Here is a 23,025-nt window from a genome sequence, read left to right as displayed (position 1 = left end):
GGGAGGGTGTTAACGACCCGTACCTTGGAGCAGGTGCAGGTTCTTTTCCTTGTGCTTTTTCAGTTGGCGGTCGAGCTTGTCGGTCAGCAGGTCGATTGCTGCATACATGTCGTCATGTTCTGCATTGGCAACCACCTCGCCGCCGTGGATATGCAAAGTGGCCTCGATTTTCTGCTTCAGTTTCTCGACGGCCATTGTCACCTGTACGTTGGTGATCTTGTCGAAGTGGCGTTCCAATCGGTCGAGTTTTTCACCGATATAGACACGCAGTGGTTCGGTCACTTCCAGTTGGTGTCCACTGATGTTGACTTGCATACAGCTTCTCCTTCGTTGCCAGTGCATAAAGCGGCAAGCCTGATGGCTTGCCACTGGAACGCTGTGGCACGCCCGGCGGTTACATCAACCGCTTCCGTTCGCTGGAAGGCGCGATTCCGAGGGACTCGCGGTACTTGGCGACGGTACGACGGGCGACCTGAATGCCTTGTGCCTCCAGTAAACCAGCGATCTTGCTGTCACTCAACGGCTTTTTCTGATTTTCCGCCGCCACCAGTTTCTTGATGATCGCGCGGATCGCCGTGGACGAGCATTCGCCGCCTTCGGAAGTGCTGACGTGGCTGGAGAAAAAGTATTTCAGTTCGTAGATACCGCGGGGGGTATGCATGAATTTCTGGGTGGTGACCCGGGAAATGGTCGACTCGTGCATGCCCACCGCTTCGGCGATGTCGTGCAGCACCAGCGGCTTCATCGCCTCGTCGCCGTACTCCAGGAAACCGCGCTGATGCTCGACGATCTGGGTGGCGACCTTCATCAGCGTCTCGTTGCGGCTCTGCAGGCTCTTGATGAACCAGCGCGCCTCCTGCAACTGGTTGCGCATGAAGGTGTTGTCGGCACTGGTGTCGGCACGGCGGACGAAGCCGGCGTACTGCGGGTTGACCCGCAGGCGTGGCACCGATTCCTGGTTCAGTTCCACCAGCCAGCGTTCGTTGTCCTTGCGCACGATCACGTCGGGGACCACGTACTCGGCTTCGGTCGACTCGATCTGCGAGCCGGGGCGCGGGTTGAGGCTCTGTACCAGTTCGATGACCTGGCGCAGTTCGTCTTCCTTGAGTTTCATGCGCCGCATCAACTGACTGTAGTCGCGGCTGCCCAGCAGGTCGATGAAATCGGTGACCAGGCGCTTGGCCTCGTTCAGCCAGGGGGTCTTGGCCGGCAGCTGGCGCAGTTGCAGCAGCAGGCATTCGCCGAGGTTGCGCGCGCCGATACCGGCGGGCTCGAACTGCTGGATGCGATGCAGGACGGCCTCGATCTCGTCGAGTTCGATGTCCAGCTCCGGGTCGAACGCTTCGAGAATCTCTTCGAGGGTCTCGTCCAGGTAGCCCTGGTTGTTGATGCAGTCGATCAGCGTCACGGCGATCAGGCGATCGGTGTCGGACATCGGAGCCAGGTTCAGTTGCCACAGCAGGTGGCTTTGCAGGCTTTCGCCGGCCGAAGTGCGGGTGGTGAAGTCCCACTCGTCGTCATCGTTGCCGGGCAGGCTGCTGGCGCTGGTCTGGTAGACGTCTTCCCAGGCGGTGTCGACCGGGAGTTCGTTCGGAATGCGTTCGCTCCACTCGCCTTCGTCGATGTTGTCGACGGTGGGGGCGGTTTCCTGCTGGTAGGAGGTTTCCGGGATTTCGGGCGTGGTGTTCTGCTCGGCCTTGTCGGCCATTGGATCGCTGTTATCGAAGTCGTCGCCTTCTTCCTGGCGTTCGAGCATCGGATTGGATTCCAGGGCTTCCTGGATTTCCTGCTGAAGATCCAGGGTCGACAATTGGAGCAGGCGGATGGCCTGTTGCAGCTGCGGCGTCATCGTCAGCTGCTGGCCCATTTTAAGGACTAGCGATGGTTTCATGGCAGGGGCTTAACACCTTATTTGCCGGCGCGCATGCGCCATCCACTACAGGGCGCCGGAGCGCCAAACATAAGCAAATTATATGCCCGAAACCGGAGTGTTTGCCTAGAGCGCTGTAACAATAAAAAGCCGGAAAAAGCGGTGGTTTTTATCGAAAACTCATGCGCTCAGGCGGGTATTGGGTTCCCCGATGCTTACAGGCGGAACTCGTGGCCCAGATAGACTTCCTTGACCAGTTCGTTGGCCAGGATGGTTTGCGAATCGCCTTCGGCGATCAGTTGTCCATCGTTGACGATATAGGCGGTTTCACAGATATCCAGGGTCTCGCGGACGTTGTGGTCGGTGATCAGTACACCGATGCCCTTGGCCTTGAGGTGATGGATGATCTGCTTGATGTCGCCCACGGAAATCGGGTCGACGCCGGCGAACGGTTCGTCCAGCAGGATGAACTTCGGCGCGGTGGCCAGGGCACGGGCGATTTCCACGCGGCGTCGTTCACCACCGGACAGGCTCATGCCGAGGTTGTCACGGATGTGGCTGATATGGAATTCCTGCAGCAGGCTTTCCAGCTCCTTGCGACGGGCGGCCTTGTCGAGGTCCTTGCGGGTCTCGAGGATCGCCATGATGTTGTCGGCCACCGACAGCTTGCGGAAAATCGAGGCTTCCTGGGGCAGGTAGCCGATCCCGGCGCGGGCGCGGCCGTGCATCGGCTGGTGGCTGACGTCCTGGTCGTCGATCAGCACGCGACCCTGGTCGGCCTGGACCAGGCCGACGATCATGTAGAAACAGGTGGTCTTGCCAGCACCGTTGGGGCCGAGCAGGCCGACGATCTGTCCGCTTTCGATCGACAGGCTGACGTCACGCACGACCTGGCGACTTTTATAGGCCTTGGCCAGATGCTGGGCTTTCAGAATTGCCATTACTGGGCCTTGTGCTCGTCAGTTTTCTTTTTCGGCTGGATAACCATGTCGATGCGCTGGCGCGGCGTGGTGATCGGGCTGCCGTTGGCGCGACCGGCGGTTGCCACCTGTTTCACCGTGTCGTAGACGATCTTCTCGCCTTCGGTGGTGTTGCCTTCGTTGACCACCTTGGCCTGGTCGATCAGGACGATGCGGTTCTGCTGGGCATGGTACTGGATGGTCTTGCCGTAGCCGCGGACCGGCTGCGGGTCGGTGGCTTTCTGCTTCTGCTCGAAGTAGGCCAGGTTGCCCACGGAGGTCACCACGTCGATGGCGCCGTCCTTGGTCCGGGTGAGCGTCACGGTGTTGCCCTTAACGATCATCGAACCCTGAGTGATGATGACGTCGCCCTTGTAGGTGGCGATGCCCTGCTTGTCATCCAGTTGAGCGTCGTCAGCTTGAATGCGGATGGGCTGCTCGCTGTCGTTCGGCAGAGCCCAGGCGCTCACGCTTCCCAGTGCTGCGCCCAGGCTGAGCAAAATAGGGAGGGTTTTAACGAGACTCATACTGTCCTCTTACGTTCGATAGCAGGTGCATCCTGCTTTCTTCCAGATAGGCTTTCATGCCCTTGCCCGTGGTCACGCCGTTGGGGCCGTCGATTCTAACGGCTTGCTCGGTCTGCGCATATTGCTTCTGTGGGAATACTGTCATCCGGGTCGTGGTAATGATGACATGGCGCTGCTTTTCGTCGGTGCGCGCGACCCGCACCGAGTCGATCAGCTCGACCTCGGTGCCGTCCGGGTTGACCTCGGCGCGTTCGCTCTGGACGTGCCAGGGGAACGCGGTGCCGCGGTAGACCTGCAGGTCCGGCTTGGTCACCAGGGTGACGTCGGAAACCTTGAGATGCTCGACCTTGTCACCGGTCATGTCGTACTGCACCTTGCCGTCGGGCATGTACTGGACGCTATGGGCATTGATCGCATAGTAGTCGATGGCATTGTTGTCCACCGGTGCGGCCGTCTGTTCCAGGAAGCGTTCCGGGCTGATGTTCCAGTAGCCAACGGCCGCGAACAGGGCGGCAATGACTCCGAACAGCAGAATGTTGCGAATCTTCTTGTTCAGCATAAAAGGCTCTACAGGTAGGCGGCGTGGGCCGCTTCAAGGCTGTCCTGGGCGCGCAGGATCAGCTCGCAGAATTCGCGCGCGGCGCCCTCGCCGCCACGTGCCTGGGTCACGCCGTGGGCGTGTTCGCGCACGAAGCTCGCGGCATTGGCCACGGCCATGCCCAGGCCGACGCGGCGGATCACCGGCAGGTCAGGCAGGTCGTCGCCCAGATAGGCGACCTGTTCATAGTCTAGGCCGAGTTGGGCGAGCAGGGCGTCAAGCACCACCAGCTTGTCTTCGCGGCCCTGGAACACATGGGGGATGCCCAGGTTCCTGGCGCGTCGCTCGACCAGCACGGTCTTGCGGCCGCTGATGATAGCGGTTTGCACGCCAGCCGCCATCAGCATCTTGATACCCTGGCCGTCCAGGGTGCTGAACGACTTGAACTCGCTGCCATCCTCGAGGAAGTACAGGCGACCGTCGGTAAGGACGCCGTCGACGTCGAATACCGCCAGCTTGATGTTCTTGCCGCGTTGCAGCAGATCAGTGCTCATTTACATTACTCCGGCGCGCAGCAGGTCGTGCATGTTCAAGGCGCCGACCGGGCGATCCTCGTCATCGACCACCACCAGGGCGCTGATTTTATGGTCTTCCATGATCTTCAGGGCCTCGGCGGCGAGCATCTCGGCCCGGGCGGTCTTGCCGTGAGGGGTCATGACCTCTTCGATCAGGGCGCTGTGGATGTCGATGGTGCGATCCAGGGTGCGACGCAGGTCGCCATCGGTGAAGATCCCGGCGAGGCGACCGTCGGCTTCGACGATCACGGTCATGCCCAGGCCCTTGCGAGTCATTTCCATCAGCGCGTTTTTCAGCAGGGTACCGCGCAGCACCTGTGGCAACTCGTCGCCGGCGTGCATGACGTTTTCCACTTTCAGCAGCAGGCGCCGCCCCAGGGCACCGCCCGGATGGGAGAACGCGAAGTCTTCGGCGGTGAAGCCACGGGCTTCGAGAAGGGCGACGGCCAGGGCATCGCCCATCACCAGGGCCGCGGTGGTCGACGAGGTGGGTGCCAGGTTCAGCGGGCAGGCCTCGTGTTCGATGCGGGCGTTGAGGTTGACTTCGGCAGCCTTGGCCAGCGGCGAGTCCGGGTTGCCGGTCAGGCTGATCAGCTGGATGCCCAGGCGCTTGATCAGCGGCAGCAGGGTGACTATTTCCGAGGTCGAGCCGGAGTTCGACAGGGCCAGGATGACGTCATCGCGGGTGATCATGCCCATGTCGCCGTGGCTGGCTTCGGCCGGGTGGACGAAGAAGGCCGGGGTGCCGGTGCTCGCCAGGGTCGCGGCGATCTTGTTGCCGATGTGCCCGGACTTGCCCATGCCGAGCACGACCACGCGGCCCTTGCTGGCCAGAATCATCTCGCAAGCGCGTACGAAATCTGCGTCGATGTGGGCCAACAAGCCTTCCACGGCTTCTACTTCGAGGCGGATGGTGCGTTGTGCCGATTGAATCAGGTCGCTGGATTGGCTCATGTCAGAAATCGTATAGCCCGATGAAAAGGCGCGATTATAGCGGTAATGAGCAATTCCCTCACGCTTGATCGTTGCTCTTTACGCCGTGGGTGTAGGAGGCGGCTGTCAGTTTTCGCTCGGGTGTGTGTCAAAACCGACTGTCCCTCGCCTGAACAAGCGCGGCTTCGGCCTTGGGCGGCTCGTATCAGCAGTGATATAGTTCGCGACCAGTTCGGCCCGCTCAGGATGTGCGCACCTCGTTTTACAGGGGCCTGGTGTCCGAGACAGAGGCTGCATCGCAAGGAGTCTAGATGAGCGTCGATAACGCCTACGCGGTCGAGCTGAAGGGGGTTACCTTCAAGCGCGGCGCGCGCAGCATCTTCAATAATGTCGATATTCGCATTCCGCGGGGCAAGGTCACCGGCATCATGGGGCCCTCCGGATGTGGCAAGACCACCCTGTTGCGGTTGATGGGCGCGCAGTTGCGCCCCAACAGCGGCGAGGTCTGGGTCAACGGCCGGAACCTGCCGGCGCTGTCGCGCAGCGACCTGTTCGACTCGCGCAAGCACATGGGCGTGCTGTTCCAGAGCGGGGCGCTGTTCACCGATCTGGATGTCTTCGAGAACGTCGCCTTTCCGCTGCGGGTGCACACCGAGCTGCCGGAGGAGATGATTCGCGACATCGTCCTGCTGAAACTGCAGGCCGTTGGCCTGCGCGGCGCGGTCGACCTGATGCCCGACGAGCTTTCCGGCGGCATGAAGCGGCGCGTGGCCCTGGCGCGGGCGATCGCGCTGGATCCGCAGATCCTCATGTACGACGAGCCGTTCGTCGGCCAGGACCCGATCGCCATGGGCGTGCTGGTGCGGCTGATCCGCCTGCTCAACGATGCCCTGGGTATCACCAGCATCGTCGTCTCCCATGACCTGGCGGAAACCGCGAGCATCGCCGACTACCTGTATGTGGTGGGGGACGGGCAGGTGCTGGGCCAGGGCACGCCCGAAGAACTGATGAATGCCGATAACCCGCGCATTCGCCAGTTCATGACCGGCAATCCGGATGGTCCCGTGCCGTTCCATTACCCGGCGCCGGATTACCGCGCAGATCTGTTGGGGAAGCGCTGATGCGCAAGCATTCATTGATCGAGAGAATTCGTCTGTTCGGGCGTTCGGGCATCGACGTGCTCGCGGTGCTCGGGCGTTCGACGCTGTTTCTGTTCCACGTGCTGTTCGGCCGTGGCGGCATCGGCGGCGGTTTCGGCCTGCTGGTCAGGCAGTTGCACGCCGTGGGTGTCATGTCGCTGGTGATCATCGTCGTATCCGGGATCTTCATTGGCATGGTGCTGGCGCTGCAGGGCTTCAATATCCTGTCCAGCTACGGTTCCGAGCAGGCGGTGGGACAGATGGTCGCCCTGACGCTGCTGCGCGAGCTGGGGCCGGTGGTCACCGCCTTGCTGTTCGCCGGCCGTGCCGGCTCGGCCCTGACTGCGGAAATCGGCAACATGAAATCCACCGAGCAGCTTTCCAGCCTGGAAATGATCGGTGTCGATCCGCTCAAGTACATCGTCGCGCCCCGGTTGTGGGCCGGCTTCATTTCCCTGCCGCTGCTGGCGATGATCTTCAGCGTGGTCGGCATCTGGGGCGGTTCGTGGGTGGCGGTGGACTGGCTGGGCGTCTACGACGGCTCCTACTGGGCCAACATGCAGAACAGCGTGACCTTCAACGGCGACGTGCTGAAGGGGATTGTCAAGAGCATCGTGTTCGCCTTCGTGGTGACCTGGATTGCCGTGTTTCAAGGCTACGACTGCGAGCCCACTTCGGAAGGGATCAGCCGTGCCACTACCAAGACCGTGGTCTATGCCTCCCTGGCAGTACTCGGCCTGGACTTTATTCTGACCGCCTTGATGTTTGGAGATTTCTGATGCAAAACCGCACCCTGGAAATCGGTGTCGGCCTTTTCCTGCTGGCCGGCATCCTGGCTTTGCTGTTGCTGGCATTGCGGGTCAGTGGGCTATCCCCTACGGCAAATACTGAAACATATAAACTTTACGCGTACTTCGACAATATCGCCGGTTTGACTGTCAGAGCCAAGGTGACCATGGCCGGTGTGACCATCGGCAAGGTCACGGCGATCGATCTGGACCGCGACAACTTCACGGGGCGGGTGACCATGCAAGTCGACAAGAGCGTGAACAACCTGCCGACTGACTCGACCGCGTCCATCCTCACCGCGGGTTTGCTCGGTGAGAAGTACATCGGTATCAGCGTGGGCGGGGAAGACACCCTGCTCAAGGATGGCGGAACCATCCATGACACCCAGTCGGCGCTGGTACTGGAAGATCTGATCGGTAAATTCCTGCTCAATACCGTTAATAAAGACGCCAAATGAGGAGTTTTTCCATGATCTCTATCTTGCGCCGTAGCCTGCTGGTATTGCTTGCGGCGTTGCCGCTGATGGGCAATGCCGTGGCGGCTCCTTCTGCCCACGACCTGGTGCAGGACACCACCAACAAGATGCTCGCCGATCTCGCGGCGAACCGGGAGAAGTACAAGCAGAACCCGGGTGACTTCTACAACTCGCTGAACGCCATTGTCGGCCCGGTGGTGGACGCCGAAGGCATTTCCAAGAGCATCATGACCGTCAAGTACTCGCGCAAGGCAACGCCCGAGCAGATGGCCCGCTTCCAGGAAAACTTCAAGCGTGGCCTGTTCCAGTTCTATGGAAACGCGCTGCTCGAGTACAACAACCAGGGCATCACCGTCGATGCGCCCAAGGACGAGTCGGGTGACCGCACCAGCGTCGGCATGACTGTCAAGGGCAACAACGGCGCGATCTATCCGGTTTCCTACACCCTTGAGAAGATCAACGGCGAATGGAAACTGCGCAACGTGATCATCAACGGCATCAACATCGGCAAGCTGTTCCGTGACCAGTTCGCTGACGCGATGCAGCGCAACGGCAACAACCTGGACAAGACCATCGACGGCTGGGCGGGTGAGGTGGAGAAGGCCAAGGCCGAATCCGAGAAGAACCCGCAGAAGGATAGCGGCGGTGAGTGAGGCCAGCATTCGCCTGGGTGAGGCGGGTGAACTGCACCTGGCCGGCGTGCTCGACTACAGTACCGGTGCGGCCTTGCGCAAGCAGGGGCAGGTGCTGATCGAGTCGAGCGACGCCGCGGCGCTGGTGGTCGATTGTTCGGCGGTGGAGAAGTCCAGCAGCGTCGGCCTGGCCCTGCTGCTGGCCTTCATGCGCGATGCGGCCAGGCTTGGCAAGTCCTTCAGCATCCGGGGCATGTCCCGGGAAATGCGCGAAATCGCCGAGGTTTCCGAACTGACGGAACTGCTGGGCGTTCAATAATTGGCGCAAGGCTTGAAGCCCCCCGTCAGAGTCCTGCTCATGCGGGGTTCGCAGGCGCGGGGCTTTTTTGTATCATGACCGACCCGCGCGCGTTGGGCGCCGATCGAGGTTGAGCATGCAGGCCACCGAAGTAAAAAGCTTCCTTGAAGAAAAGCTGCCAGGAACCCAGGTTGAAGTTGAGGGCCAGGGCTGCAACTTCCAGTTGAATGTGATCAGTGACGAACTGGCGGCCTTGAGCCCGGTAAAGCGTCAGCAGAGCATCTATGCGCATTTGAACCCATGGATCGCCGATGGCAGCATCCATGCGGTCACCATGAAATTTTTCAGCAGCGCGGCCTGGGCCGAGCGCACCTGAGCCTGAATTGGCGTCGAGATTCCTATGGATAAACTGATTATTACCGGCGGCGTTCGTCTTGATGGCGAAATCCGCATCTCCGGGGCAAAGAACTCCGCCCTGCCGATTCTGGCTGCCACCTTGCTGTGCGATGGCCCGGTCACCGTGGCCAACCTGCCGCACCTGCACGACATCACCACCATGATCGAGCTGTTCGGGCGCATGGGCATCGAGCCTGTGATCGACGAAAAGCTTGCCGTGGAAATCGATCCGCGCACCATCAAGACCCTGGTGGCGCCGTACGAGCTGGTGAAGACCATGCGTGCGTCGATCCTGGTACTGGGCCCGATGGTTGCCCGTTTCGGCCAGGCCGAAGTGGCCCTGCCGGGCGGCTGCGCCATCGGCTCGCGTCCGGTCGACCTGCACATCCGCGGCCTGGAAGCCATGGGCGCGGTGATCGACGTCGAGGGCGGCTACATCAAGGCCAAGGCGCCGGAAGGCGGCCTGCGTGGCGCGAACTTCTTCTTCGATACCGTCTCCGTGACCGGTACCGAGAACATCATGATGGCCGCGGCCCTGGCCCGCGGTCGCAGCGTGCTGCAGAACGCCGCGCGCGAACCGGAAGTGGTCGACCTGGCGAACTTCCTCAATGCCATGGGCGCGAAGATTTCCGGCGCCGGCTCCGACACCATCACCATCGACGGTGTCGAGCGCCTGCATTCGGCGAACTACAAGGTCATGCCTGACCGCATCGAGACCGGCACCTACCTGGTGGCGGCCGCTGTCACCGGTGGCCGGGTCAAGGTCAAGGATACCGATCCGACCATCCTCGAAGCGGTCCTGGAAAAGCTCAAGGAATCCGGCGCGGTCATCACCACCGGCGAGGACTGGATCGAGCTGAACATGCATGGCAAGCGGCCGAAGGCGGTCAACGTGCGCACCGCGCCGTATCCGGCGTTCCCGACCGACATGCAGGCCCAGTTCATCTCCCTCAACGCGATTGCCGAAGGCACTGGCGCGGTGATCGAGACCATCTTCGAAAACCGCTTCATGCACGTGTACGAACTGCACCGCATGGGTGCCAGGATCCAGGTCGAGGGTAACACCGCGATCGTCACCGGCACTGAAGTCCTCAAGGGTGCTCCGGTCATGGCCACCGACCTGCGGGCGTCGGCCAGCCTGGTGATTTCGGCGCTGGCCGCCGAAGGCGACACCCTGATCGACCGGATCTACCACATCGACCGTGGCTACGAGTGCATCGAAGAGAAGCTGCAGATGCTGGGTGCCAAGATCCGTCGCGTTCCGGGCTAGCCATTGCGGGTGACGGTCCGGCTCCGCCCTGGCTGGAGCCGGCTTGCTGGCGATCGCGGTGTGTCACTGACCCATCGCGATCGCCAGCGAGCCGGCTCCTACAGGGAATGCGCTTCGGTCTGTTAGAGTGTTGCAATATCCTGAATTGAAGGACCTAGGTTTCCCCATGCTGACCATTGCACTGTCCAAGGGCCGTATCCTCGACGATACCCTGCCGTTGCTCGCCGAGGCGGGTATCGTGCCCACCGAGAATCCGGACAAGAGCCGCAAGCTGATCATTCCGACGACCCAGGAGGATGTCCGCCTGCTGATCGTTCGTGCCACCGACGTGCCGACCTATGTCGAGCATGGTGCAGCCGACCTCGGCGTCGCCGGCAAGGATGTGCTGATGGAGTACGGCGGCCAGGGACTGTACGAGCCGCTGGACCTGCAGATCGCCCGCTGCAAGCTGATGACCGCTGGCGCCGTCGGTGCGGTCGAGCCCAAGGGCCGGCTGCGGGTGGCGACCAAGTTCGTCAATGTCGCCAAGCGCTACTACGCCGAGCAGGGCCGTCAGGTCGATATCATCAAGCTGTATGGCTCGATGGAGCTGGCGCCGCTGATCGGCCTGGCCGACAAGATCATCGACGTCGTCGACACCGGCAACACCCTGCGGGCCAACGGCCTGGAACCCCAGGAACTGATTGCGACCATCAGCTCCCGCCTGGTGGTGAACAAGGCCTCGATGAAGATGCAGCACGCCCGTATCCAGTCCCTGATCGACACCCTGCGCAAGGCAGTGGAGTCGCGACACCGTAGCTGACACACATGCGCGGCCCTGAGCCGCGCCCATCTATCCGTGTCATAGCCGGAATTCTCAGGTGCCCACGCGGATGGCTTGGTAGTCTGGGGCGCGTGATCGCTATTGAGCGTCAGCGCCCACCGGGCGCCTGAGACTTGCTGTTCCCAAGCATTCGCCAATTATTGAGGCCCTCGCTATGACTACGTCCACCGCCATTCGCCGACTCAACGCTGCCGATCCCGATTTCGCCCATCATCTGGATCATCTGCTGAGCTGGGAAAGCGTGTCCGATGACTCGGTCAACCAGCGGGTGCTGGATATCATCAAGGCGGTGCGCGAGCGCGGCGATGCCGCCGTGGTCGAGTTCACCCAGCGCTTCGATGGCCTGGAGGCGGCCTCGATGGCCGACCTGATCCTGCCGCGCGAGCGCCTGGAACTGGCCCTGACCCGCATCACCCAGGCCCAGCGCGAAGCCCTGGAAAAGGCCGCCGCCCGTGTGCGCAGCTATCACGAACGGCAGAAACAGGACTCCTGGAGCTACACCGAGGCCGATGGCACGGTGCTGGGCCAGAAGGTCACGCCGCTGGATCGCGCCGGCCTGTACGTGCCCGGCGGCAAGGCATCCTACCCATCCTCGGTGTTGATGAACGCGATTCCGGCCAAGGTCGCCGGCGTCGGTGAGGTGGTGATGGTGGTGCCGACCCCGCGTGGCGAGGTCAACGAACTGGTCCTGGCGGCGGCCTGCGTCGCCGGTGTCGACCGGGTGTTCACCATCGGTGGCGCCCAGGCGGTCGCGGCGCTGGCCTACGGTACCGAGAGCGTGCCGCAGGTCGACAAGGTGGTCGGCCCCGGCAACATCTATGTGGCCACCGCCAAGCGCCATGTCTTCGGCCAGGTCGGCATCGACATGATCGCCGGTCCTTCGGAGATCCTGGTGGTCTGCGACGGCCAGACCGATCCGGACTGGATCGCCATGGACCTGTTCTCCCAGGCCGAGCACGATGAAGATGCCCAGGCCATTCTGGTCAGCCCCGATGCGGCGTTCCTCGACCGCGTTGCGGCGAGCATCGACAAGCTGCTGCCGACCATGGACCGTGCACCGATCATCGAGACCTCGATCAATGGTCGCGGCGCGTTGATCCAGGTACGCGACATGCAACAGGCGATCGAGGTCGCCAACCGTATCGCGCCGGAACACCTGGAGCTGTCGGTTGCCGACCCGCAGGCCTGGCTGCCGCAGATCCGCCACGCCGGCGCGATCTTCATGGGCCGTCATACCTCAGAGGCCCTGGGGGACTACTGCGCCGGTCCCAACCACGTGCTGCCGACCTCCGGCACCGCGCGCTTCTCGTCGCCGCTGGGGGTCTACGACTTCCAGAAACGTTCGTCGATCATCTTCTGCTCCGAACAGGGTGCGTCCGAACTGGGCAAGACCGCTTCGGTACTGGCTCGCGGCGAGTCGCTGAGCGCCCATGCCCGCAGCGCGGAATACCGGATCGTCGCCGAAGACCAGGAATAAGGGGAAACAAGCATGAGCAAGTTCTGGAGCAAATTCGTCAAGGACCTGGTGCCCTACGTGCCGGGTGAGCAGCCCAAGCTGACCAAGCTGGTCAAGCTCAATACCAACGAAAACCCCTACGGCCCGTCGCCCAAGGCCCTGGCGGCGATGCAGGCCGAGGTCAACGACAACCTGCGCCTGTATCCCGACCCCAACGGCGACCGACTCAAGCAGGCCGTGGCCGAGTACTACGGCGTGCAGACCAGCCAGGTGTTCCTCGGCAACGGTTCCGACGAAGTCCTGGCCCATATCTTCCACGGCCTGTTCCAGCAGGATCGGCCGCTGCTGTTCCCGGATATCAGCTACAGCTTCTATCCGGTCTACTGCGGCCTGTACGGGATCGACTTCGAGGCGCTGGCGCTGGACGAGCAGTTCCAGATCCGCGTGGCCGACTATGCCCGGCCCAACGGCGGGATCATCTTCCCCAACCCGAACGCGCCAACCGGCTGCCTGCTGGCGCTGGACGCGGTGGAGCAGATTCTCCAGAGCAGCCCGGATTCGGTGGTGGTGGTCGATGAGGCCTACATCGACTTCGGTGGCGAGACGGCCATCCGCCTGATCGATCGTTATCCGAACCTGCTGGTGACCCAGACCCTGTCCAAGTCGCGTTCCCTGGCGGGGCTGCGGGTCGGCCTGGCGGTCGGGCATCCGGACCTGATCGAGGCGCTGGAGCGGGTCAAGAACAGCTTCAACTCCTATCCGCTCGATCGCATGGCGATTGCCGGCGCGGCGGCGGCGTTCGAGGACCGGGCGTATTTCGAGCAGACCTGTCGCCAAGTCATCGAAAGCCGTGAGCGGCTGGTGGCGCAACTGCAGGCCAAGGGGTTCGAGGTGCTGCCGTCGGCGGCGAACTTCATCTTCGCCCGGCACCCGCAGCACGACGCCGCGGCACTGGCAGCGAAGGTACGGGAACAGGGGGTGATCGTGCGTCACTTCAAGCAGGAGCGTATCGCTCAGTTCCTGCGGATCACCATCGGTACACCGGAGCAGAACCAGGCGCTGATCGAGGCTCTGGGCGAGCTTTGATCGCCTGATCCTTTGTAGCCGTATAGAGGGAGCGGCGGCAGGATTTATGGGGGCGTCGGATTTATCCGCGAAAGGGTCCTTGAGGAACGCTAAAAGGCTTCGCGGATAAATCCGGCTCCCACAGAATGGACTGCCATGGAACGCCGCTCCCTCAGGTGGCAGGCGTCTTTGCCTATTCCTCTTCCTGTGGCGCCGTCTGCTGTGGCGGACGCAAGCCGATCTCTGCCGTCAGCTTGAGCTCCTTGCCATTGCGCAGCACCTGGATCGCCACCTTGTCGGTCGGTTTGATCCGCGCTACCTGGTTCATCGACTTGCGCCCGTCATTGGCCGGTTCGCCGTCGATACTCAGGATCACGTCACCCAGCTGCAGGCCGGCCCGTTGCGCCGGCCCGTCACGGAAAATACCCGCCACGACGATGCCCGGACGTCCACTGAGGCCGAACGACTCCGCCAGTTCCTGGGTCAGCGGCTGCACTTCGATACCCAGCCAGCCACGGATCACCTGGCCGTGCTCGATGATCGCCTTCATCACCTCGACCGCCAGATTGATCGGGATCGCGAAGCCGATGCCCTGGGAGCCGCCGGATTTAGAGAAGATCGCCGTGTTGATTCCGGTCAGGTTGCCATTGGCATCGATCAGCGCGCCGCCGGAGTTGCCGGGGTTGATCGCCGCGTCGGTCTGGATGAAGTCTTCGTAGTTGTTCAGGCCCAGCTGGTTGCGCCCGGTGGCGCTGATGATGCCCATGGTGGTGGTCTGGCCGACACCGAAGGGGTTGCCGATGGCCAGCGCGATGTCGCCGATGCGGATCTTGTCCGAACTGCCGATGGTGATCGATGGCAGGTCCGGCAGGTCGATCTTGAGTACCGCCAGGTCGGTTTCCGGATCGCTGCCGATCACCCGTGCCAGGGTCTCGCGACCGTCCTTGAGCGCCACGACGATCTGGTCGGCGCCGGCGGTCACGTGGTTGTTGGTCAGCAGGTAACCGCTCTTGCTCATGATCACCGCCGAACCCAGGCTGGACTCCATGCGCTTCTGCTTGGGCAGGTTGTCGCCGAAGAAACGCCGGAACTGCGGGTCTTCGAACAGCGGATGGCTGTTCTTGTTGACCATCTTGGTGGTGTACAGGTTGGCCACCGCCGGCGCAGCAAGGTTCACCGCATCGGCATAGGACACCGGACCCTGCTGGATGGTCGCGGTCTGCGGGGCCTGTTGCAGGTTCACATCCAGGTCAGGCAGGCCGACCCACTGGGGGTAACGCTGGATAATCAGCAAAGCGGCCAGCACGCCGACCACCAGCGGCCAGCCGAAAAAACGCAGAGCCTTGAGCATTGAACACGTCCTGGGAGGTTGCAGGCCATCCGGGACGGCCCATAATGTCGCGCATTATACGAGGCTGCGAGCGCCTCTGGATGGGATATTGAGGAGTTTTTATGGCCGTTGCCCTGAGTACCCTGGTCGAGGAGGCGAACCGCTTTCTCGGTATTTCGCGAATCGCCGATTACTGCCCCAACGGCCTGCAGGTGGAGGGTCGGCCGCAGGTCTGTCGGATCGTCAGCGGCGTCACCGCCAGCCAGGCGCTGCTCGATGCGGCGGTGGAGGCCGAGGCCGATCTGGTGCTGGTGCATCATGGCTACTTCTGGAAGGGCGAGGACCCTTGTGTCGTGGGGATGAAGCAGCGCCGGCTGAAAACCCTGCTCAAGCACGATACCAGTCTGCTGGCCTACCACCTGCCGCTGGATCTGCACCCGGAAGTCGGCAACAACGTGCAGCTTGCCCGCCAGCTGGATATCACCGTCGAGGGTCCGCTGGACCCGGAGAATCCCAAAGTGGTCGGCCTGGTCGGCTCCCTCGGCGAGCCGATGACCCCGCGCGACTTCGCCCACAAGGTCCAGGGCGTGCTGGGGCGTGAGCCGCTGCTGATCGAGGGCAACGAGATGATCCGCCGGGTCGGCTGGTGCACCGGTGGTGGCCAGGGCTATATCGACCAGGCGGTGCTGGCCGGGGTCGACCTGTACCTGAGCGGCGAGGCGTCCGAGCAGACCTTCCACAGCGCCCGGGAGAACGGCATCAGCTTCATCGCCGCCGGCCATCATGCGACCGAGCGTTATGGCGTCCAGGCCCTGGGCGATTACCTGGCACGGCGCTTCGCCCTGGAACACCTGTTCATCGACTGCCCGAACCCGATATGAGCCCGCCGGGCGGGCCTGCGGAAAAGGGACGGCAGCCAAACGAGGCGATATATTCTTATATCGTTTCGATCTATCCGGCCTAATCAATAGAATAGGTCGCTGTGCTAGCATGCCTGGCTCGAACACGGCCCGCAGGCCGTCCACAAGAACGCTTTTCGTGAGTAGCCATGGTCGACAAACTGACGCATCTGAAACAGCTGGAGGCGGAAAGCATCCACATCATCCGCGAGGTGGCCGCCGAGTTCGACAACCCGGTGATGCTGTACTCCATCGGCAAAGATTCCGCCGTAATGCTGCACCTGGCCCGCAAGGCGTTTTTCCCCGGCAAGTTGCCGTTTCCGGTGATGCATGTCGACACCCAGTGGAAATTCCAGGAGATGTACAAGTTCCGTGATCGCATGGTCGCGGAAATGGGCCTGGACCTGATCACCCACGTCAACCCGGAAGGGGTGGCGCAGGGCATCAACCCGTTTACCCACGGCAGCTCCAAGCACACCGACATCATGAAGACCCAGGGCCTCAAGCAGGCGCTGGACAAGCATGGCTTCGACGCGGCCTTCGGCGGCGCCCGTCGTGACGAAGAGAAGTCCCGCGCCAAGGAGCGCGTGTATTCCTTCCGCGACAGCAAGCACCGCTGGGATCCGAAGAACCAGCGTCCGGAGCTGTGGAACGTCTACAACGGCAAGGTCAACAAGGGCGAGTCGATCCGTGTCTTCCCGTTGTCGAACTGGACCGAGCTGGACATCTGGCAATACATCTACCTCGAAGGCATCCCGATCGTGCCGCTGTACTTCGCCGCCGAGCGTGAAGTCATCGAGAAGAACGGCACCCTGATCATGATCGACGACGAGCGCATCCTCGAGCACCTCAGCGACGAGGAAAAGGCCCGTATCGTCAAGAAGAAGGTGCGTTTCCGTACCCTTGGCTGCTACCCGTTGACGGGCGCGGTGGAGTCCGAGGCCGAAACCCTCACGGACATCATTCAGGAAATGCTCCTGACGCGTACTTCCGAGCGCCAGGGCCGGGTCATCGACCACGATGGCGCCGGTTCCATGGAAGACAAGAAACGTCAGGGCTATTTCTAATTAGGGTCTAAGCATGTCGCACCAATCCGATCTGATCAGCGAGGACATCCTCGCCTACCTGGGCCAGCACGAACGTAAAGAACTGCTGCGCTTCCTGACCTGCGGCAACGTCGATGACGGCAAGAGCACCCTGATCGGGCGCCTGCTGCACGACTCCAAGATGATCTACGAAGACCATCTGGAAGCCATCACCCGCGATTCGAAGAAAGTCGGCACCACCGGTGAGGACGTCGACCTGGCGCTGCTGGTCGACGGCCTGCAGGCCGAGCGCGAACAGGGCATCACCATCGATGTGGCCTACCGCTATTTCTCCACCGCCAAGCGCAAGTTCATCATCGCCGACACCCCCGGCCATGAGCAGTACACCCGCAACATGGCCACCGGTGCCTCCACCTGTGACCTGGCGATCATCCTGGTCGATGCCCGTTACGGCGTGCAGACCCAGACCCGTCGCCACAGCTTCATCGCCTCCCTGCTGGGCATCAAGCACATCGTCGTCGCCATCAACAAGATGGACCTCAAGGACTTCGACCAGGGCGTGTTCGAGTCGATCAAGGCCGACTACCTGAAGTTCGCCGAAGGCCTGAAGATGAAGCCGTCGAGCATGCACTTCGTGCCGATGTCGGCGCTCAAGGGCGACAACGTGGTGAACCGCAGCGAGCGTTCGCCGTGGTACACCGGCCAGTCGCTGATGGAAATCCTCGAGACCGTGGAAGTGGCGGGCGACCGCAACCTCACCGACCTGCGTTTCCCGGTGCAGTACGTCAACCGGCCGAACCTGAACTTCCGTGGTTTCGCCGGCACCCTGGCCAGCGGCATCGTGAAGAAGGGCGACGAGGTCGTGGTCCTGCCGTCGGGCAAGAGCAGCCGCGTGAAGTCCATCGTCACCTACGAGGGCGAACTGGAGCATGCGGGTCCCGGCCAGGCCATCACCCTGACCATGGAAGACGAGATCGACATCTCCCGTGGCGACCTGCTGGTGCATGCCGACAACGTGCCGCCAGTGACCGACAGCTTCGAGGCCATGCTGGTCTGGATGGCCGAGGAGCCGATGCTGCCGGGCAAGAAATACGACATCAAGCGCGCCACCAGCTACGTGCCGGGCTCGATTGCCAGCATCGTCCACCGGGTCGATGTGAACACCCTGGAAGAAGGCTCGGCCAGTGCCCTGCAACTGAACGAGATCGGCAAGGTCAAGATCGCCCTGGATGCACCGATCGCTCTGGATGGTTACGACAGCAACCGCACCACCGGGGCGTTCATCGTCATCGACCGCCTGACCAACGGCACCGTCGGCGCCGGCATGATCGTCGCCCAGCCGCTGGCCCATGGCAGTGCCACCCACCATGGCAAGCTGGCCCATGTCGCGACCGAAGAGCGTGCCCAGCGTTTCGGCCAGCAACCGGCGACCGTGCTGTTCACCGGCCTTTCCGGCGCGGGCAAGAGCACCCTGGCCTATGCCGTGGAGCGCAAGCTGTTCGACATGGGCCGTGCGGTGTTCGTCCTGGATGGCCAGAACCTGCGCCACGACCTGAACAAGGGGCTGCCGCAGGACCGTGCCGGCCGTACCGAAAATTGGCGCCGTGCCGCCCACGTGGCGCGCCAGTTCAACGAAGCCGGCCTGCTGACCCTGGCCGCCTTCGTCGCGCCGGATGCCGAAGGCCGTGAACAGGCCAAGGCTCTGATCGGCGGCGAGCGCCTGGTCACCGTCTACGTCCAGGCTTCGCCGCTGGTCTGCCGCGAGCGTGATCCACAAGGCCTGTACGCGGCCGGTGGCGACAACATCCCCGGCGAGTCCTTCCCGTACGATGTGCCGCTCAATGCCGACCTGGTGATCGACACCCAGGCCCTGTCGCTGGAAGACAGCGTCAAGCAGGTGCTGGATCTGCTGCGTCAGCGCGGCGCGATCTAAGCCTCGCCGGCAACTGAAAAGCCCGCGACCGAGCGATTGGTCGCGGGCTTTTTCATGGGCCTTCAGATCGCTTTCGCGGGCAAGCCACGCTCCTACAGTGCTTCGTCGTTCACAGGACGGGTGCATGGCACAACCCTGTATGGTCGTTCACAGGGCGGGTGCACGGCACAACCCTGTATGGTCGTTCACAGGACGGGGCACGACACAATCCTGTAGGAGCCGGGCTTGCCCGCGAATGCGTCCTCAAATCCACTACAAGATTAAAGCCAGACGGCATCCCAAAGCGGATAATCCCCAATCCGCTCCACCAACCCCGCCCGCAACGGATTAGCCACGATATAGCGTGCCGCCGCTCGCAAATCTTCCTCCCGACGCAACGCCCGGTCATGAAAACCTTTCTGCCAGAGCGCTCCGGTTCTCTGCATTCGCCGGTTTACCGCCAACGCCGTGCGGGATTTGGTCTTGCCCATCAGCTCACCGAGACTGGCCTTCTGCAGTTCGACCAGCCAGTGAAAATGGTCCGGCATCACCACCCAGGCCAGGGAAAGGGCCGCGTGTTCTTCCTGCGCGGTCCTGAAGCTCCGTACCAGCAGGCGGCCCAGGTGGAACTTGCTGAACAGCGGTTCGCGGTCGGACAGTACGGCAGTCAGCAGGTAGATCCGACCGGGTTCGGAATAGCGGCCGGTGCGCAGGTTCTTGGCTTTGTAGCGGTGCGTCATCCTCGCGGCTTCCGAGATATTGAGAAGATCTCAAGCTACAGCAGCGGGGACTGGGGATTGGAGGTGCGCAAGGGAACGGGAGGTGTCGGAGAGTTCTGAGGCGTTTTGGGGGATCTTGCGGGCCCATTCGCGGGCAAGCCCGGCTCCTACAGGGTTGTGCCGTACATCTGTTCGATAAACGGCGCGCCCGTGTAGGAGCGTGGCTTGCCCGCGAAGACGATCTCCCAGATACCTCAGGCCTTGGCGGGGTACTCACTGTGCAGGCGCGCGAGCAAGGCATCCTTGTCCGCCCACAGCTGGTTGATCCAGGCCTGGAACGCCTGGCGGTACTCGGCATCCTGTTCGTAGTTGCGGCCGATGAATGCCGCCGGGATCTGTAGTTCCTCGAAATGCACCACCACCTCACGCACCTTGCCGCACAGCAGGTCCCAGAACCCCGGCCGTCCCGCCGGATAGTGAATGGTCACATTGACGACGGACTCCAGCTGCTCACCCATCGCGTCCAGCACGAAGGCAATACCGCCGGCCTTGGGCCTGAGCAGGTAGCGGAATGGCGATTGCTGTTGCGCATGCTTGCCGGCAGTGAAGCGCGTGCCTTCGGCGAAGTTGAAGATACCCACAGGGTTGTTGCGAAATTTCGCGCAGGTCTTGCGGGTGGTTTCCAGGTCCTTGCCTTTCTTTTCCGGGTGTTTCTCCAGGTATGCCTTCGAATAGCGCTTCATGAAGGGAAAGCCCAGGGCCCACCAGGCCAGGCCGATCACCGGGACCCAGATCAGTTCCTGCTTGAGGAAGAACTTCAGCGGGCGGATCCGCCGGTTGAGCACGTACTGCAACACCAGGATATCGACCCAGCTCTGGTGATTGCTGGTGACCAGGTAGGAATGCTGGTAGTCCAGCCCCTCCAGACCGCTGAGGTGCCAGCGGGTCTTGCTGACCAGTTGCATCCAGGCCTTGTTGTTGCTGATCCAGGCCTCATGGGTGTGGTTCATCAGCCAGTGGCTCAAGCGCTGGGTCAGGGCAAAGGGCAGGGCCTTGAACAGTGCCGCGCCGAACAGGAACGAGCACAGCAGCAGGGTGTTGAGGGCCAGCAGCAGCGAGGCGAGCAGGCCGCGCAGGGGCGCCGGGAGGAAGTCGAGCATGGTGTCTTTCTCAGGGATACGTTCTTGTTTGAGCGAGCGGCCGCAGCCCTCACGCCTTATGGCATGAGGGTAGCGGACGTCGATGCGATCGTGCAGCCGGTTCAGATATCCACAGGTCGGTTGGCGGCCTGAATGGCCGTCAGGGCGATGGTGTAGACGATGTCATCGACCTGGGCGCCGCGCGGCAGGTCGTTGACCGGCTTGCGCAGGCCTTGCAGCATCGGCCCCAGGCTGACGCAGTCGGCACTGCGTTGCACGGCCTTGTGGGTGGTGTTGCCGGTGTTCAGGTCGGGGAACACGAACACCGTGGCGCGGCCGGCGACCTGACTGTTGGGCGCCAGTTGCCGGGCGACGTTTTCGTTGGCGGCGGCGTCATATTGCAGCGGGCCGTCGATCAGCAGGTCGCGCTGGGCTTCGTGGGCCAGCAGCGTGGCCTCGCGGACCTTCTCCACTTCCTCGCCGCTGGCCGATTCGCCACTGGAATAGCTGATCATCGCCACCCGCGGGGCGATGCCGAACGCCTGGGCCGAGTCGGCGCTCTGCAGGGCGATTTCCGCAAGCTCCGTGGCGGAGGGGTGCGGGTTCATCACGCAGTCGCCGTAGACCAGCACCTGCTCGGGGAACAGCATGAAGAACACCGACGACACCAGGGTGCAGCCCGGCGCGGTCTTGATCAGTTGCAGGGCCGGGCGGATGGTGTTGGCGGTGGAGTGGATCACCCCGGAAACCAGGCCATCGACCTCGTCCAGCGCCAGCATCATGGTGCCGATCACCACCGGGTCTTCCAGTTGCTGCTCGGCCATCGGCGTGTTGAGGCTCTTGTTCTTGCGCAGGGCCACCATCGGCTCGGCATAACGTCCGCGAATCTCGTCCGGGTCGAGAATCTCCAGCCCCGGCGGCAGCTCGAAACCGTGGGCCTTGGCCACCGCCTCGACATCCGCCGGCCTGGCCAGCAGCACGCAACGGGCGATGCCCCGCGCCTGGCAGATTGCCGCGGCCTGGACGGTCAGCGGCTCGCTGCCTTCGGGCAGGACGATGCGCTTGTTGGCCTGCTGGGCGCGCTGGATCAGTTGATAGCGGAACACCGCCGGCGTCAGGCGCATTTCCCGCGGGGTGCCGCAGCGCTGGTGCAGCCACTGGGCATCGAGGTGGCTGGCGACGAAATCGGTGATGATTTCCGCCCGCTCGCGGTCATCGACCGGGATTTCCTTGTTCAGGCTGTTGAGCTGGTTGGCGGTGTCGTAGGAGCCGGTGCTCACCGACAGCACCGGCAGGCCGGCCTGCAGGGCGCCGCGGCAGAGTTCCATCAGCCGCGGGTCGGGCTTGGTGTCGCTGGTCAGCAGCAGGCCGGCCAGCGGCACGCCGTTGAGTGCCGCCAGGCTGACGGCGAGGATGATGTCGTCGCGGTCGCCGGGGGTCACCACCAGCACGCCCGGCTTGAGCAGTTGCAGGGTGTTGAGGACGGTACGGGCACAGAGGATGATCTTCGACATGCGCCGGGTTTCGTAGTCGCCGGCATTGAGCACCTGGGCGCCCAGCAGTTCGGCGACGTCGCGGGTCCGCGGTGCGTTGAGTTCCGGCTGGTACGGAATGCAGCCGAGCAGGCGGAAGTCGCCGCTGCGCAACAGCGGCGAGTGTTCCTTGAGACGGGCGGCAAAGGCTTCCATGCTCTCGTCGGTGCGCACCTTGTTGAGGATCACGCCGAGAACCTTGGGGTCCTTCGGGCCGCCAAACAGTTGCGCCTGCAACTCGACCCGGCCGGACAGTTCGGTCAGCACTTCGTTTTCCGGTGCCGAGACCAGGATCACCTCGGCGTCCAGGCTTTTCGCCAGGTGCAGGTTGACCCGCGCGGCATAGCTGGCGCTGCGGGTCGGGACCATGCCCTCGACCACCAGCACGTCCTTGCCGATTGCGGCCTGCTGGTAGAGGGTGATGATTTCTTCCAGCAGTTCGTCGAGCTGGCCGTCACCGAGCATCCGCTCGACATGGGCCAGGCCCAGTGGCTGGGGGGGCTTGAGCCCATGGGTACGGGCCACCAGTTCGGTCGAGCGTTCCGGCCCGGTATCACCCGGATGCGGCTGGGCGATGGGCTTGAAGAAGCCGACCTTCAGGCCGGCGCGTTCCAGCGTGCGGACCAGCCCGAGGCTGATCGAGGTCAGGCCCACGCCGAAATCGGTGGGCGCGATAAAGAAAGTTTGCATGCGTAGTCTCTTG

At 62.7% G+C, this 23,025-nt stretch carries 24 protein-coding genes; 13 read left to right on the top strand and 11 right to left on the bottom strand.

The features are described 5' to 3' along the window. Positions 1–9: 9 nt before the first annotated feature. From hpf to ACZ5KU_RS26525, 7 genes are all read right to left on the bottom strand, one after another. Positions 10–315 (bottom strand): ribosome hibernation-promoting factor, HPF/YfiA family, encoded by a 306-nt coding sequence (hpf, locus tag ACZ5KU_RS26555; RefSeq protein WP_040064265.1) that lies wholly within the window; start codon positions 313–315, stop codon positions 10–12. A gap of 79 nt (positions 316–394) precedes the next feature. Next, positions 395–1,891, bottom strand: coding sequence for an RNA polymerase factor sigma-54 (locus ACZ5KU_RS26550; protein WP_054058967.1), 1,497 nt, complete (start codon positions 1,889–1,891; stop codon positions 395–397). 194 nt (positions 1,892–2,085) lie between these two features. Then, complete coding sequence (gene lptB / locus ACZ5KU_RS26545; protein ID WP_054058968.1) at positions 2,086–2,811, bottom strand: LPS export ABC transporter ATP-binding protein; 726 nt, start codon at positions 2,809–2,811, stop codon at positions 2,086–2,088. After that, positions 2,811–3,356 carry a lipopolysaccharide transport periplasmic protein LptA gene (lptA, locus tag ACZ5KU_RS26540; protein WP_054058969.1) on the bottom strand — a complete coding sequence of 182 codons (546 nt, stop codon included), beginning with the start codon at positions 3,354–3,356 and terminating at the stop codon, positions 2,811–2,813. The genes lptB and lptA overlap by 1 nt, the downstream gene beginning before the upstream one ends. Further along, positions 3,343–3,915 carry an LPS export ABC transporter periplasmic protein LptC gene (gene lptC / locus ACZ5KU_RS26535; RefSeq protein ID WP_054058970.1) on the bottom strand — a complete coding sequence of 191 codons (573 nt, stop codon included), beginning with the start codon at positions 3,913–3,915 and terminating at the stop codon, positions 3,343–3,345. The genes lptA and lptC overlap by 14 nt, the downstream gene beginning before the upstream one ends. Before the next feature lie 8 nt (positions 3,916–3,923). Beyond that, positions 3,924–4,448: a KdsC family phosphatase gene (locus ACZ5KU_RS26530; protein WP_054058971.1), complete on the bottom strand. Its 525-nt coding sequence runs from the start codon at positions 4,446–4,448 to the stop codon at positions 3,924–3,926. After that, complete coding sequence (locus ACZ5KU_RS26525; RefSeq protein ID WP_054058972.1) at positions 4,449–5,423, bottom strand: KpsF/GutQ family sugar-phosphate isomerase; 975 nt, start codon at positions 5,421–5,423, stop codon at positions 4,449–4,451. 290 nt (positions 5,424–5,713) lie between these two features. On the opposite strand from ACZ5KU_RS26525, the gene ACZ5KU_RS26520 reads away from it, so the two are divergent. From ACZ5KU_RS26520 to hisC, 10 genes are all read left to right on the top strand, one after another. Continuing rightward, positions 5,714–6,523 (top strand): ATP-binding cassette domain-containing protein, encoded by an 810-nt coding sequence (locus ACZ5KU_RS26520; RefSeq protein WP_017904297.1) that lies wholly within the window; start codon positions 5,714–5,716, stop codon positions 6,521–6,523. After that, positions 6,523–7,320 (top strand): lipid asymmetry maintenance ABC transporter permease subunit MlaE, encoded by a 798-nt coding sequence (gene mlaE, locus ACZ5KU_RS26515; protein WP_017904296.1) that lies wholly within the window; start codon positions 6,523–6,525, stop codon positions 7,318–7,320. The genes ACZ5KU_RS26520 and mlaE overlap by 1 nt, the downstream gene beginning before the upstream one ends. Then, on the top strand, positions 7,320–7,787 hold the full coding sequence (mlaD, locus tag ACZ5KU_RS26510; protein ID WP_017904295.1) for an outer membrane lipid asymmetry maintenance protein MlaD: 468 nt from the start codon (positions 7,320–7,322) through the stop codon (positions 7,785–7,787). Before mlaE ends, mlaD begins: the two co-directional genes overlap by 1 nt. An 11-nt stretch (positions 7,788–7,798) precedes the next feature. Beyond that, complete coding sequence (locus tag ACZ5KU_RS26505) at positions 7,799–8,458, top strand: MlaC/ttg2D family ABC transporter substrate-binding protein (protein ID WP_054058973.1); 660 nt, start codon at positions 7,799–7,801, stop codon at positions 8,456–8,458. Next, a complete protein-coding gene (locus tag ACZ5KU_RS26500) occupies positions 8,451–8,756 on the top strand; it encodes an STAS domain-containing protein (protein WP_416770500.1) in 306 nt (101 codons plus the stop codon). Before ACZ5KU_RS26505 ends, ACZ5KU_RS26500 begins: the two co-directional genes overlap by 8 nt. A 115-nt stretch (positions 8,757–8,871) precedes the next feature. Continuing rightward, positions 8,872–9,111: a BolA family protein gene (locus tag ACZ5KU_RS26495; RefSeq protein ID WP_017904292.1), complete on the top strand. Its 240-nt coding sequence runs from the start codon at positions 8,872–8,874 to the stop codon at positions 9,109–9,111. A gap of 24 nt (positions 9,112–9,135) precedes the next feature. Then, on the top strand, positions 9,136–10,401 hold the full coding sequence (gene murA, locus ACZ5KU_RS26490; protein ID WP_054061742.1) for a UDP-N-acetylglucosamine 1-carboxyvinyltransferase: 1,266 nt from the start codon (positions 9,136–9,138) through the stop codon (positions 10,399–10,401). Positions 10,402–10,567: 166 nt separating this feature from the next. Then, entirely contained in the window at positions 10,568–11,203 is a 636-nt protein-coding gene (gene hisG, locus ACZ5KU_RS26485) for an ATP phosphoribosyltransferase (protein ID WP_054058976.1), read from the top strand. A gap of 175 nt (positions 11,204–11,378) precedes the next feature. Next, the gene (gene hisD / locus ACZ5KU_RS26480; RefSeq protein WP_054058977.1) at positions 11,379–12,701 is read left to right on the top strand and encodes a histidinol dehydrogenase; all 1,323 of its coding nucleotides are present in this window, start codon (positions 11,379–11,381) and stop codon (positions 12,699–12,701) included. A gap of 12 nt (positions 12,702–12,713) precedes the next feature. Further along, positions 12,714–13,766 carry a histidinol-phosphate transaminase gene (hisC, locus tag ACZ5KU_RS26475; protein WP_054061741.1) on the top strand — a complete coding sequence of 351 codons (1,053 nt, stop codon included), beginning with the start codon at positions 12,714–12,716 and terminating at the stop codon, positions 13,764–13,766. Between the two features lie 172 nt (positions 13,767–13,938). Here hisC and algW read toward each other — a convergent pair whose 3' ends face one another. Next, on the bottom strand, positions 13,939–15,096 hold the full coding sequence (gene algW / locus ACZ5KU_RS26470) for a Do family serine endopeptidase AlgW (RefSeq protein WP_054058979.1): 1,158 nt from the start codon (positions 15,094–15,096) through the stop codon (positions 13,939–13,941). Between the two features lie 101 nt (positions 15,097–15,197). Between algW and ACZ5KU_RS26465 the strand changes: the two genes are divergently transcribed. The 3 genes from ACZ5KU_RS26465 to cysN all read left to right on the top strand — a co-directional run bounded on the left by ACZ5KU_RS26465 (position 15,198) and on the right by cysN (position 18,953). Further along, complete coding sequence (locus tag ACZ5KU_RS26465; RefSeq protein WP_054058980.1) at positions 15,198–15,956, top strand: Nif3-like dinuclear metal center hexameric protein; 759 nt, start codon at positions 15,198–15,200, stop codon at positions 15,954–15,956. Positions 15,957–16,123: 167 nt separating this feature from the next. Beyond that, on the top strand, positions 16,124–17,041 hold the full coding sequence (gene cysD, locus ACZ5KU_RS26460; protein WP_017904285.1) for a sulfate adenylyltransferase subunit CysD: 918 nt from the start codon (positions 16,124–16,126) through the stop codon (positions 17,039–17,041). A gap of 13 nt (positions 17,042–17,054) precedes the next feature. Then, positions 17,055–18,953, top strand: a complete 1,899-nt coding sequence (cysN, locus tag ACZ5KU_RS26455) for a sulfate adenylyltransferase subunit CysN (protein WP_054058981.1) — start codon at positions 17,055–17,057, stop codon at positions 18,951–18,953. 260 nt (positions 18,954–19,213) lie between these two features. Here cysN and ACZ5KU_RS26450 read toward each other — a convergent pair whose 3' ends face one another. From ACZ5KU_RS26450 to pta, 3 genes are all read right to left on the bottom strand, one after another. Continuing rightward, positions 19,214–19,672, bottom strand: a complete 459-nt coding sequence (locus tag ACZ5KU_RS26450) for an REP-associated tyrosine transposase (protein WP_464736473.1) — start codon at positions 19,670–19,672, stop codon at positions 19,214–19,216. Between the two features lie 233 nt (positions 19,673–19,905). Next, entirely contained in the window at positions 19,906–20,811 is a 906-nt protein-coding gene (locus tag ACZ5KU_RS26445; RefSeq protein ID WP_464736472.1) for an acyltransferase, read from the bottom strand. A 101-nt stretch (positions 20,812–20,912) separates the two neighbouring features. After that, positions 20,913–23,012, bottom strand: coding sequence for a phosphate acetyltransferase (gene pta / locus ACZ5KU_RS26440; protein ID WP_054061736.1), 2,100 nt, complete (start codon positions 23,010–23,012; stop codon positions 20,913–20,915). Between the last annotated feature and the right edge of the window lie 13 nt (positions 23,013–23,025).

The sequence above is a fragment of the Pseudomonas sp. Tof1 genome, assembly GCF_055390395.1.
This window is presented reverse-complemented; position numbering and strand designations above follow the sequence as displayed.

What these genes read in the sequence shown, in the direction of transcription:
- ACZ5KU_RS26520 (WP_017904297.1), top strand. Translation starts at nt 5,714, where the DNA reads ATGAGCGTCGATAACGCCTACGCGGTCGAGCTGAAGGGGGTTACCTTC.
- algW (WP_054058979.1), bottom strand. Translation starts at nt 15,096, where the DNA reads ATGCTCAAGGCTCTGCGTTTTTTCGGCTGGCCGCTGGTGGTCGGCGTG.
- mlaE (WP_017904296.1), top strand. Translation starts at nt 6,523, where the DNA reads ATGCGCAAGCATTCATTGATCGAGAGAATTCGTCTGTTCGGGCGTTCG.
- ACZ5KU_RS26525 (WP_054058972.1), bottom strand. Translation starts at nt 5,423, where the DNA reads ATGAGCCAATCCAGCGACCTGATTCAATCGGCACAACGCACCATCCGC.
- lptB (WP_054058968.1), bottom strand. Translation starts at nt 2,811, where the DNA reads ATGGCAATTCTGAAAGCCCAGCATCTGGCCAAGGCCTATAAAAGTCGC.
- hisC (WP_054061741.1), top strand. Translation starts at nt 12,714, where the DNA reads ATGAGCAAGTTCTGGAGCAAATTCGTCAAGGACCTGGTGCCCTACGTG.
- ACZ5KU_RS26550 (WP_054058967.1), bottom strand. Translation starts at nt 1,891, where the DNA reads ATGAAACCATCGCTAGTCCTTAAAATGGGCCAGCAGCTGACGATGACG.
- murA (WP_054061742.1), top strand. Translation starts at nt 9,136, where the DNA reads ATGGATAAACTGATTATTACCGGCGGCGTTCGTCTTGATGGCGAAATC.
- hisD (WP_054058977.1), top strand. Translation starts at nt 11,379, where the DNA reads ATGACTACGTCCACCGCCATTCGCCGACTCAACGCTGCCGATCCCGAT.
- pta (WP_054061736.1), bottom strand. Translation starts at nt 23,012, where the DNA reads ATGCAAACTTTCTTTATCGCGCCCACCGATTTCGGCGTGGGCCTGACC.
- lptC (WP_054058970.1), bottom strand. Translation starts at nt 3,915, where the DNA reads ATGCTGAACAAGAAGATTCGCAACATTCTGCTGTTCGGAGTCATTGCC.
- mlaD (WP_017904295.1), top strand. Translation starts at nt 7,320, where the DNA reads ATGCAAAACCGCACCCTGGAAATCGGTGTCGGCCTTTTCCTGCTGGCC.
- hisG (WP_054058976.1), top strand. Translation starts at nt 10,568, where the DNA reads ATGCTGACCATTGCACTGTCCAAGGGCCGTATCCTCGACGATACCCTG.
- ACZ5KU_RS26505 (WP_054058973.1), top strand. Translation starts at nt 7,799, where the DNA reads ATGATCTCTATCTTGCGCCGTAGCCTGCTGGTATTGCTTGCGGCGTTG.
- hpf (WP_040064265.1), bottom strand. Translation starts at nt 315, where the DNA reads ATGCAAGTCAACATCAGTGGACACCAACTGGAAGTGACCGAACCACTG.
- ACZ5KU_RS26465 (WP_054058980.1), top strand. Translation starts at nt 15,198, where the DNA reads ATGGCCGTTGCCCTGAGTACCCTGGTCGAGGAGGCGAACCGCTTTCTC.
- ACZ5KU_RS26445 (WP_464736472.1), bottom strand. Translation starts at nt 20,811, where the DNA reads ATGCTCGACTTCCTCCCGGCGCCCCTGCGCGGCCTGCTCGCCTCGCTG.
- ACZ5KU_RS26530 (WP_054058971.1), bottom strand. Translation starts at nt 4,448, where the DNA reads ATGAGCACTGATCTGCTGCAACGCGGCAAGAACATCAAGCTGGCGGTA.
- cysD (WP_017904285.1), top strand. Translation starts at nt 16,124, where the DNA reads ATGGTCGACAAACTGACGCATCTGAAACAGCTGGAGGCGGAAAGCATC.
- cysN (WP_054058981.1), top strand. Translation starts at nt 17,055, where the DNA reads ATGTCGCACCAATCCGATCTGATCAGCGAGGACATCCTCGCCTACCTG.
- ACZ5KU_RS26450 (WP_464736473.1), bottom strand. Translation starts at nt 19,672, where the DNA reads ATGACGCACCGCTACAAAGCCAAGAACCTGCGCACCGGCCGCTATTCC.
- ACZ5KU_RS26495 (WP_017904292.1), top strand. Translation starts at nt 8,872, where the DNA reads ATGCAGGCCACCGAAGTAAAAAGCTTCCTTGAAGAAAAGCTGCCAGGA.
- lptA (WP_054058969.1), bottom strand. Translation starts at nt 3,356, where the DNA reads ATGAGTCTCGTTAAAACCCTCCCTATTTTGCTCAGCCTGGGCGCAGCA.